At 50.5% G+C, this 9,612-nt stretch carries 8 protein-coding genes and 1 other annotated feature; of the genes, 2 read left to right on the top strand and 6 right to left on the bottom strand.

All coding sequences use genetic code 11. From position 1 onward, the window contains the following. Both Q0526_RS07915 and Q0526_RS07910 read left to right on the top strand, forming a co-directional pair. Window positions 1-680, top strand: a 680-nt coding sequence (locus Q0526_RS07915) for an ATP-binding cassette domain-containing protein (protein ID WP_298732294.1), incomplete at its 5' end; no start/stop codon positions are given. 16 nt (window positions 681-696) lie between these two features. Continuing rightward, window positions 697-2,346 (top strand): galactoside ABC transporter permease, encoded by a 1,650-nt coding sequence (locus Q0526_RS07910; protein WP_298732293.1) that lies wholly within the window; start codon window positions 697-699, stop codon window positions 2,344-2,346. Window positions 2,347-2,481: 135 nt separating this feature from the next. Here the strand turns inward: Q0526_RS07910 and Q0526_RS07905 are convergent, their stop codons facing one another. The 6 genes from Q0526_RS07905 to Q0526_RS07880 form a co-directional block, all read right to left on the bottom strand. Next, window positions 2,482-3,396, bottom strand: coding sequence for a haloacid dehalogenase-like hydrolase (locus tag Q0526_RS07905; protein WP_366522049.1), 915 nt, complete (start codon window positions 3,394-3,396; stop codon window positions 2,482-2,484). A gap of 11 nt (window positions 3,397-3,407) precedes the next feature. After that, window positions 3,408-4,265 (bottom strand): enhanced serine sensitivity protein SseB C-terminal domain-containing protein, encoded by an 858-nt coding sequence (locus Q0526_RS07900; RefSeq protein ID WP_298732291.1) that lies wholly within the window; start codon window positions 4,263-4,265, stop codon window positions 3,408-3,410. Between the two features lie 11 nt (window positions 4,266-4,276). Continuing rightward, window positions 4,277-5,680: a DNA repair protein RadA gene (gene radA, locus Q0526_RS07895; protein WP_298732290.1), complete on the bottom strand. Its 1,404-nt coding sequence runs from the start codon at window positions 5,678-5,680 to the stop codon at window positions 4,277-4,279. A 148-nt stretch (window positions 5,681-5,828) separates the two neighbouring features. Next, window positions 5,829-7,049 carry a tyrosine--tRNA ligase gene (tyrS, locus tag Q0526_RS07890; protein ID WP_298732289.1) on the bottom strand — a complete coding sequence of 407 codons (1,221 nt, stop codon included), beginning with the start codon at window positions 7,047-7,049 and terminating at the stop codon, window positions 5,829-5,831. Window positions 7,050-7,110: 61 nt separating this feature from the next. Beyond that, window positions 7,111-7,373 (bottom strand) — a binding site (T-box leader). Between the two features lie 55 nt (window positions 7,374-7,428). Beyond that, window positions 7,429-9,096, bottom strand: coding sequence for a DNA repair protein RecN (recN, locus tag Q0526_RS07885; RefSeq protein WP_298732288.1), 1,668 nt, complete (start codon window positions 9,094-9,096; stop codon window positions 7,429-7,431). A 33-nt stretch (window positions 9,097-9,129) separates the two neighbouring features. Next, window positions 9,130-9,600 (bottom strand): arginine repressor, encoded by a 471-nt coding sequence (locus Q0526_RS07880; protein WP_298732295.1) that lies wholly within the window; start codon window positions 9,598-9,600, stop codon window positions 9,130-9,132. Window positions 9,601-9,612 lie beyond the last annotated feature (12 nt).

Here is a 9,612-nt window from a genome sequence, read left to right as displayed (position 1 = left end):
AGGACATCACTTTTGATGTTCGCGAGGGCGAAATTTTTGGTTTGTACGGACTGGTGGGCGCCGGGCGTACCGAATTGCTGGAGACCATCTTCGGTGTTCGCACCCGTGCAGCTGGCCGCGTTTATTTCCGCAACAAGCTGATGAACTTCAACAATGCGCACGAAGCCATTGAGCACGGTTTTGCTTTGATTACCGAGGAACGCAAAGCCAACGGTTTGTTCTTAAAGGGTGACCTAACCTTTAACACTACCATCGCCAACCTCAATCAGTACAAAACCGGCGTGGCGCTTTCCAACCCCAAGATGGTTAAAGCCACCAACAAAGAAATCAAAATCATGCACACCAAATGTTTGGGACCGGATGATATGATTTCCAGCTTGTCCGGCGGCAACCAGCAGAAAGTTATTTTCGGCAAGTGGTTGGAGCGCGAACCGCAGGTCTTTATGATGGACGAGCCTACGCGCGGCATTGATGTCGGTGCCAAGTACGAGATCTACGAACTGATTATTAAGATGGCAAAACAGGGTAAAACGGTTATTGTCGTTTCCTCTGAGATGCCGGAGATTCTCGGCATTACCAACCGTATCGGTGTTATGTCCAACGGACATCTTTCCGGTATTGTCAACACCAAGGAGACAAATCAGGAAGAGCTTTTGCGACTGAGCGCGAAATACCTGTAATTGGGGGATAAAACAAATGGCAAATAGTACAATTCTTACTGCGGATCGGGAAGCTGATCTTCGCAAGCCGATTGATGAGTACATCGGTAAAATTCAAGCCCAGATCGACGCGCTGCGTGTGGACGGCACCGACAAGGTCGTTAATATCCAGAACGAATTGGATAACCTGAAACGCGATCGGATCTATACCGCTGAGGAAAAAGCCTCTCGGGAAAGCAAACTGAAAGCCGCTTTGGAAACCGCCAAGGCTGTTGAGGCCAAAAACAAGGATCAGATTTCCAAGTTGATTGCTGACGGCGAATCTTACCTGAAGCAGCACTATGATAGTGAGTATTACCAGCATGTAGTAGCTAGCTGCAAGCAGGAAAAAGCCGCTGCTCTGGCAAAATACCAGTCTGCTGTTGCACAGTTGGAAAAAGAGCATCAGGCTACGGTTGCGAAGCTGACTGACCAGCAGGAAATCAAGGACGAAAAATACGTTCATAAGAACCGGCTGTTTGACGCAAAGATGCAGCGCGACAAGGATCTGCAGGAGATCAAAGATCGCCAGCACGCGGCTTTCGATTACAAATATCACCTGATCGATATGTTGCGTTTGTCCAAGTTTACCTTTGCCGAGTCGATGGCGCAACGCTGGGAGAACTACAAGTACACCTTTAACCGCCGCGACTTCTTGCTGCGCAACGGTCTGTACATTGCAATTATCGTTATTTTCATTGCACTGTGCATTATCACCCCGATTGTCAAGAATGTGCCGCTGTTGACGGTAAATAACGCCCTGAACATTCTGCAGCAGGCTTCTCCGCGTATGTTCTTGGCATTGGGCGTCGCTGGCCTGATCTTGCTGGCCGGTACGGACCTGTCCATTGGCCGTATGGTTGGTATGGGTATGACTGCAGCTACCATCATCATGCACAAAGGCGTCAATACCGGTTCTGTTTTTGGCCATGTGTTTGATTTCACCGGCCTGCCCGTAATTGCGCGTGTGTTGCTGGCGCTGGTCGTCTGCATCGTCCTGTGCACCGTTTTCACAACCATCGCTGGTTTCTTTACTGCTAAGTTTAAGATGCATCCCTTCATCTCGACGATGGCCAACATGCTGGTCATCTTCGGCTTGGTCACCTACTCCACCAAGGGCGTTTCCTTCGGCGGTATCGAGACTGATATTCCCAACATGATCATCCCGAAGATCGGTGGCTTCCCCACGATCATCCTGTGGGCCATCGCTGCTGTTGTGATTGTCTGGTTCATCTGGAACAAGACAACCTTCGGCAAGAACCTGTTTGCTGTCGGCGGCAACGCTGAGGCTGCTGCGGTTTCCGGTATCTCCGTCTTCCGTGTAACGGTTGGCGCGTTCATCCTCGCCGGTATCCTCTATGGCTTTGGTTCTTGGTTGGAATGCATCCGTATGGTTGGTTCCGGTTCTGCCGCTTACGGCCAAGGTTGGGAAATGGACGCTATCGCAGCTTGTGTTGTTGGCGGCGTTTCCTTCACCGGTGGTATCGGTAAGATCTCCGGCGTCGTTGTCGGTGTCTTCATCTTCACTGCTTTGACTTACTCTTTGACTACGCTTGGTATCGACACCAACTTGCAGTTCGTCTTCTCCGGCATCATCATTCTGGTCGCCGTTATGCTCGACTGCTTGAAGTACGTCCAGAAGAAGTAATTCCTTTTGTAAAATCCTTTCGATTTCTTTCTAAAATAAGTCCCTGCCGTTGTTCCTCCTTTTGTCGAACTTCGGCAGGGACTTATTTTTGCGTTGGAAACAAAATGGGAACGATTCATCATCGCTCCCCTATTTTTATCGATTAACCGATTGTGCCATTTTGTGATAGGTATGGCGTTCCCCACGAATTGCAATGGAATATGCCAGAATATTTTGCGGAAGGGCCATTCCCGGAACACCGGTGTCGCCGATATGGTGAATATCCGCTCCAGCCATCTTACACAGCAATGCAATCTGACGAATGGTCGCTGTATCTGCACCTTCCTGCGAGGTTCCAATCGAAGTCAACGCTAACTTTCCTCTCGCATGTACGGCTTCAATCAGCTTATGCGCATATTCCATGGTGATTCCCGGTACGGTCCCCGGGGCAGGCAGTAAGATAACGTCAGCCCCCGCATCCAAAAAGGCTTCCGCATCTTGCACGGTCATGATCTTTTCGCCGCCCTCGCCTGCCACACCGGAGGCATGCATTTTTCCCGCAGCCAAGATCACGCGATCTCCCACAGCGGCCGAGATTTCTCGAAGTGCTTGTTCGATTGCTTCGTTCTTAACCCCATTGCCGGGATTTCCGGTCAACACAATCAAGTCCACACCCATATCTGCAGCCAATTTCGCATTAGCAGCGGCAGCCAATCGTCCTTGCTTCATCTGCCAAAGCGTTCCGTCATTTTCTTGTGCCAACAAGGCATTGGTTGGCTCCAAATTGATACCGATTACACATCCCGTCAAGCGTTTTAGCTCTCGGACTGTTTCTTCTTTCGAAACCTGCGGCAGGGCCTGAATCACCGGGTCTTCCACATCAAACATATTCAGCAGCAAAATATCGGCACTCAAAGAAGCTGCATATTCTGCGTTGGTCACATCCACCAAAAGGGGCGGCGTGATACCGATCGTCTCACAGGCAAGAACCCTTCCCTCGCTTCCGGCAATGGCCTCCAGTAACTGAGCTTTGTCATAGGCGGCCAATTCTTTGGGGGTACAGTCCAGCAAGCGTTTGGTTCTCATTCGTCATCATCCTCCACAACGCGCCCCACGCCTTTACGATAGAAGGGTTCGCTGCCGCGCATGCCCTGCTGCCCCAACGGCGATACGGATGTAGTGATGGTTAGATTCATTTTTTGCTCACGGCTTAACAGGTAAGGCCGCGCCGCTTGGGCTACCGCGGCAAATAGCTTGTCATCTTTCGGGCCATCCAACACCAGCAGATAGCATTTTCTGGTTTCGTTGACAATCATAATCTGCAAGTAAGCCGAACCCACGCCCGGTGCATCAGCAAGTACCTTGCAAATCGGGTCCAGCAAAGCATCCGCCAACACCGTGGGTTCTACGATTGTAACCTTGTCTCCGGGATGGATCTGGGCGGCTTCGCGAGCCTTCTGCATTTCTGTAAAAGAGTCTTTCTGTTTTTTGACAGAGGTAATCAACCGAGCCTCCAGCCGTAGGCTGTTTTCTCCCGGATTCAAGACCAAACCAGCCGCTTCTTGATTCTTCTGGAGCATATTGGCAAAATCATCAAACCGCAGTGCAACAATCTGCCGTCCCTGTCCAGCTTTCTTCTGCCATGTGTGGGCTGCTTCCCAATCTGTAAAGCCTAAGTAGTAATGCTTTCCCTCGTTGCTATTGACCATCACAAAGCTGACTTTCGTATTTTTAGGAAGCTGCACTCGCCCATCCGGTCCCGGTTTAGGTGCCGGCGCCCCGTTTAGGTCAAACAAGACTGGCGTCAGCAGCGGGGATTTAACCAGATGATTCAGCACAATGTTCAGATTTTGGGGCGTATTTTCCTTTCCAAAGGCGGCAATCGCTTTCTTCAATTCCGGATTAAAAGCCGGCATTTTCGGTTTATTCGGCGTAGGCATACTTGGATTCCTCACTTTAATTTAATTGTGTTGATCGCTTCCCGCAGATAGGATACCCCCACCAGACGCAAGCCCGGAAACTGGGCCGGGTCGATCAATTTCAAATTGTGTTTGGGAACAATGGCAGTATCAAAACCGACTCGCTGCGCCTCCCGCAGCCGCGTTTCCAAATGCGGAACGCTGCGAATCTCCCCGCCCAGTCCCACTTCTCCAACAGCAAATGTTTTCTCCCCTACCGGTAAATCCAACAAACTGGATGCCATCGCAATACAGACCGGCAGGTCACAGGCTGTTTCGTCCAGTTTTAGACCACCCACGATATTGACATAAACATCTTGATTGGAGAAAGCGTATCCGGCTCGTTTTTCTAAGACGGCCAAAAGCAGGTACATTCGATTGTAGTCGAAACCGCTGGCGGTTCGCCTCGGACTCGGGAAGCTAGTCTTTGTGACCAATGCCTGAATCTCGCTTAGTACCGGGCGCGTCCCCTCCATCACGCAAGCAACACACGTACCACTGATACCTAGCGGTCGACCTTCCAGCATAACTTGGGAGGGATTCTCGATTTGCGCTAACCCGCGCCCCGTCATATCAAACATACCAATTTCGTTGGTCGAGCCATAACGATTTTTTACCGCGCGCAAAACGCGGTAGGGCAATGTTTTATCTCCTTCAAAGTAAAGGACCGTATCCACAATATGTTCCATTACTTTGGGACCCGCAATCGCACCATCTTTATTCACATGCCCGACGATGAATGTCGGGATTTCTAATGTCTTGGCAACGTTCAAAAAACGTGCCGTACTTTCCTTGACCTGACTGACAGTACCGGATGAGGATGCGATATCTGTGCAGCGCATCGTTTGGATGGAATCGATCACCACAAGATCCGGCTTCATCGATTCAATCAGTCCGCAAATCTCATCCACGTCGCTTTCTGCCACCAGAGAGATATTCTCTTGGGGCACGTCCAGACGAACCGCCCGAAGCTTGATTTGCCGGACGGATTCTTCGCCCGTGACATATAGGACGTTTTTGGTTTTGCTGACTTCACCGCAGAGCTGCAACAAAATGGTGGATTTTCCAATTCCCGGCTCACCGCCAATCAGCGTAACGCTTCCGATCACAATGCCACCGCCGAGCACCCGATCCAGCTCGCTGATGCCCGTGACAATGCGGCTTTTTTCTTCGGTTGTACTAATATTTACTAATTTATGAGGTGTCAAGGTCGTCTGACCCGGCACACGTGCGCTGGTATTGCCGCGCCCGCTCGGGGAAGCCTTGACGGGTTCCGCAACCACATCCTCGGTCATCGTATTCCAAGCGCCGCACGATGGGCAACGCCCCAGCCATCGAGGACTGGTTTCGCCGCACTGTGTACAGACATAAATCGTTTTTAACTTGTCTTTGGGCATGACATCCTCCCTGCTTACAGACTTCTTTTATTATATCCTAATTTCCCCATAAGAGCAAGAAAATCCCGTGCCAGACACAAAAGTTTTCTATAATAAAAAGGCCGGAAAGCCTCCCGCCTGTTTGAGCAGAAGACCTCCGGCACATCCTTTAGAGCATTACTTTGTGGTATACTTTTTTGCCTTTTTTAATCACGACACCTTTGTGCAACGCCTCGTCGCTCAAGGTCGTTTTGGGATCCGTTACCTTTTCGCCATCCACTAAGACACCGCCCTGCTGTACCAACTGGCGTGCTTCCCGGTTGGATGCGCACAGCCCTGCAGCAACCATAGCGGCCAGCAGCCCAACTGCGCCATCTTTGACCAGAGAAGCATCCAATACAGTGCTGGGCATATTCTCGTGGTCAGCCGCACCACTGAACAAACCGCGTGCCGTAGCCTGCGCCTTTTGCGCTTCTTCTTCGCCATGAACCATTTTGGTCAGCTCGTAGGCCAAGATTTCTTTGGCCTGATTGAGCTGCTCGCCCTGCCAATGATCCATCTCATCAATCTGCTCCAAAGGCAGGAAGGTCAGCATGCGAATACATTTCAGCACATCAGCATCACCTACATTACGCCAGTACTGATAGAACTCGAAGGGACTGGTTTTGTTGGGATCCAACCAAACGGCATTGCCAGCCGTTTTGCCCATCTTTTTGCCCTGAGAATCGGTCAACAGGGTGATGGTCATCGCATAGGCATCTTTTCCGAGCTTACGGCGGATCAATTCAGTGCCGCCCAGCATATTGCTCCACTGATCATCGCCGCCAAACTGCATGTTGCAGCCATAATGCTGGAACATGTAGTAAAAGTCGTAGCTCTGCATGATCATGTAGTTGAACTCAAGGAAGGACAGGCCTTTTTCCATACGCTGTTTGTAGCACTCAGCCCGCAGCATATTGTTGACGCTGAAGCAAGCGCCCACCTCGCGCAGCAGTTCTACATAGTTTAGTTTCAGCAGCCACTCTGCGTTATTGAGCATCAAAGCCTTTCCTTCGCCAAACTCAATGAAGCGTTCCATTTGGCGCTTGAAGCACTCGGCGTTATGCGCAATATCTTCTTTGGTCAGCATTTTACGCATATCCGTGCGCCCGGAAGGATCGCCAATCATCGTCGTACCGCCGCCAATCAATGCAATAGGACGGTTGCCTGCCTGCTGCAGGCGCTTCATCAAGGTCAACGCCATAAAATGTCCTGCAGTCAGGCTATCCGCCGTACAGTCAAACCCGATATAAAAGGTTGCTTTGCCATTGTTGATGACTTCTTTGATTTCTTCCTCGTCCGTTACCTGAGCGATCAGGCCACGGGCCTTCAATTCGTCATAGATTGTCATAAAGATCCTCCTGTTTGTGTGGCAGGAACAAAGAAAAAGCCCCTGCCAAATTGAAAATTTGGCAGAGGGCGAAAATTCGCGGTACCACCTCTGTTTTCCCGCGCCTCACGGTAACGGGACTTCGCGGGTGCACAACGGCCAAAGGAACGCCTTGACACCCAAACGCTGTAACGTGCGCACACGGCTCGACCTACTGAATAATTTGTTCAGTCTGCTGCTCTGGGATGTATTCCTCTATTGCCGTGCACCGTCAGTTTCTTGCACCAACCGAAACTTCTCTGGGGCGGATGCACCGCGAGTACTTGTTCCCTTCAACGCATTTATCGAATATAACTGTATCATACTTACCGGGGAAAGTCAAGGAAAAGCCCCCTGCCGCTTAGCGTGATTTTTCAATCAACTCGCGGGCATTGGCAAGACTAAGGTCGGTGACTTTATCCCCAGAAATCATACGAGCAAGAACCTGCACGCGACCTTCAAGATCCAAAGTGTGAATCTCGGTATAGGTGCGGTCCGAGTGAACGTTTTTCTGAATTAACAGTTGGTTATCGGCAAAAGCTGCCACTTGCGGCGTGTGAGTGATGCAGAGCACCTGCCGCCCTTTTGCAGTCTGATGCAAAAGCTGACCAATTCGTCCTGCCGCCAATCCCGATACACCGGTATCAATTTCATCATAGATTACAGTAGGCAACGCATCCCGATCCGCCAGCGCACTTTTGAATGCAAGCATGATTCGGGACAATTCACCACCGGATGCAATTTTTGCCAGCGGTTTAGGTTCTTCTCCCGGGTTGGTAGAAATCAAAAACTCTACCGTATCTTGCCCATGCGAAGCCAACGGTCCCCGTGTATGTTTCAGGGCGAAACGGATGCCCGGCATATTCAGAAAAGAAAGAGCCGCTTTCATTTCCTTATTCATTGCCGTAAAGGCTTTCAAGCGACTTTGCGTCAATGCCTCCGCCGCTTGTTTCGCCTCGGCATACAATACCTGCATCTGCTTCTTTAGTTCAGCAATCTTTTCCGTGGATGTTTGGAAATTCTCCAATTCCGCAACATCCTGCTCGCGCTTGGCCAAAAGCTCTTCCACTTCCATGCCAAACTTCTGCTTGATTCGATAGATAATGTCCAGACGACTCTCAATCGTGTCCAACTCTGCCGGATCAAAATCATACGCATCCAAACGATCCGCCAAATCGGTCTCCAATTCTCGCGCCGTGTAATAGAGTTCCTGCAGGCGCTCCGCCAATGGCAGCAAGCTCTCGTCTAACCGTGCACCATTCTGCAATCCGCCCACAGCGCCGCCCAACAGATCAGCTGCGCCGGATAGATCTCCGTTTTCATCCCCAGCCAAAGCCACATGCGCTTGTGTAATCCCTTCCAGAATACTCTGCGCATGGGTGATCACATTTTTTCTTTCCAACAGTGAGGCTTCCTCGCCAGATTGTAAGGCAGCAGCGTCAATGGCTTCAATCTCAGCGGTTAATGCCTCAATACGCCGTTGTTTATCCGCCTCACTGGCGTTCAAGGCATCCAACTGTCGTTTCACCGTTACCAGCGCTCGATAGCTTTGATAGTACTGCTGAAAGAGTGCGGTATTTTGTGCGTACTGATCCAAAAGGTCCAAATGCAAAGCTGGATTCGTCAATCCTTGGCTATCATGCTGACCATGAATAGACAATAGTCCACTGGAAATATCCCGTACCACACTGGCCGTAGCGGGCATTCCATTAATGCGACAACTCCCTTTTCCCTCTGCACTGATTTCCCGGTACAAGAGTAAATCATCCGTAGCCTCGTATCCACATTGGGATAGTTTACTTTTTACAGAGTCCGGGATTCCTTCAAACGTAGCCCAAATACAAGCTTTTTGCGCACCGCTGCGCACCAGATCTCGCGATGTGCGGTTTCCCAAAATCGCATTGATGGAGTCGATCAAAATCGATTTTCCCGCACCGGTTTCACCCGTCAGCACATTAAACCCAGTGGTAAAATGTACTTCAGCCTTTTCGATGACCGCCACATTTTCAATTTTCAGGTCTGCCAGCATCGGCCAGCCCTCCCCTGCTTAGGTTGCGTTGTATCAGCCGCGGCGCGCATACTGTTGCAACGTCTTGCAAATTGCGGCAGCATCTTCTTCGGTACGCATCAAAATAAAAAACGTATCATCACCGGAAAGCGTTCCCACCACATTGTTCCATTGCTTTGCGTCAAACACTTCGCAAGCCGCATTGGCCATACCGGAAAAGCACTTGACCAACACCATATGCCCCGCATAATCGACCTTGAGGACGGATTCCCGGAAAATCATCTCAAATCGGCTGGGTGAGTGCGTCACTTTCCCGGAAGCAGCCGCCGGCATATACCGGTAGCGCCCCTCGGAATCCGCCACCTTTACCAACTGTAAATCGCGAATATCCCGCGAAACCGTGGCTTGCGTTACGTCAAATCCAGCCTCTCGCAGATGGGCCAGCAAATCTTCCTGACGATCAATCGGATGTTTTTCAATTAAATCTAGAATTGCCTGATGGCGCGCACTTTTCATCGGGATCATCTCCTCATGAGC

This window comes from uncultured Subdoligranulum sp., assembly GCF_937890665.1.
The sequence above is the reverse complement of the archived record's forward strand: the minus strand, read 5'-3'. Positions and strand labels throughout refer to the sequence as shown.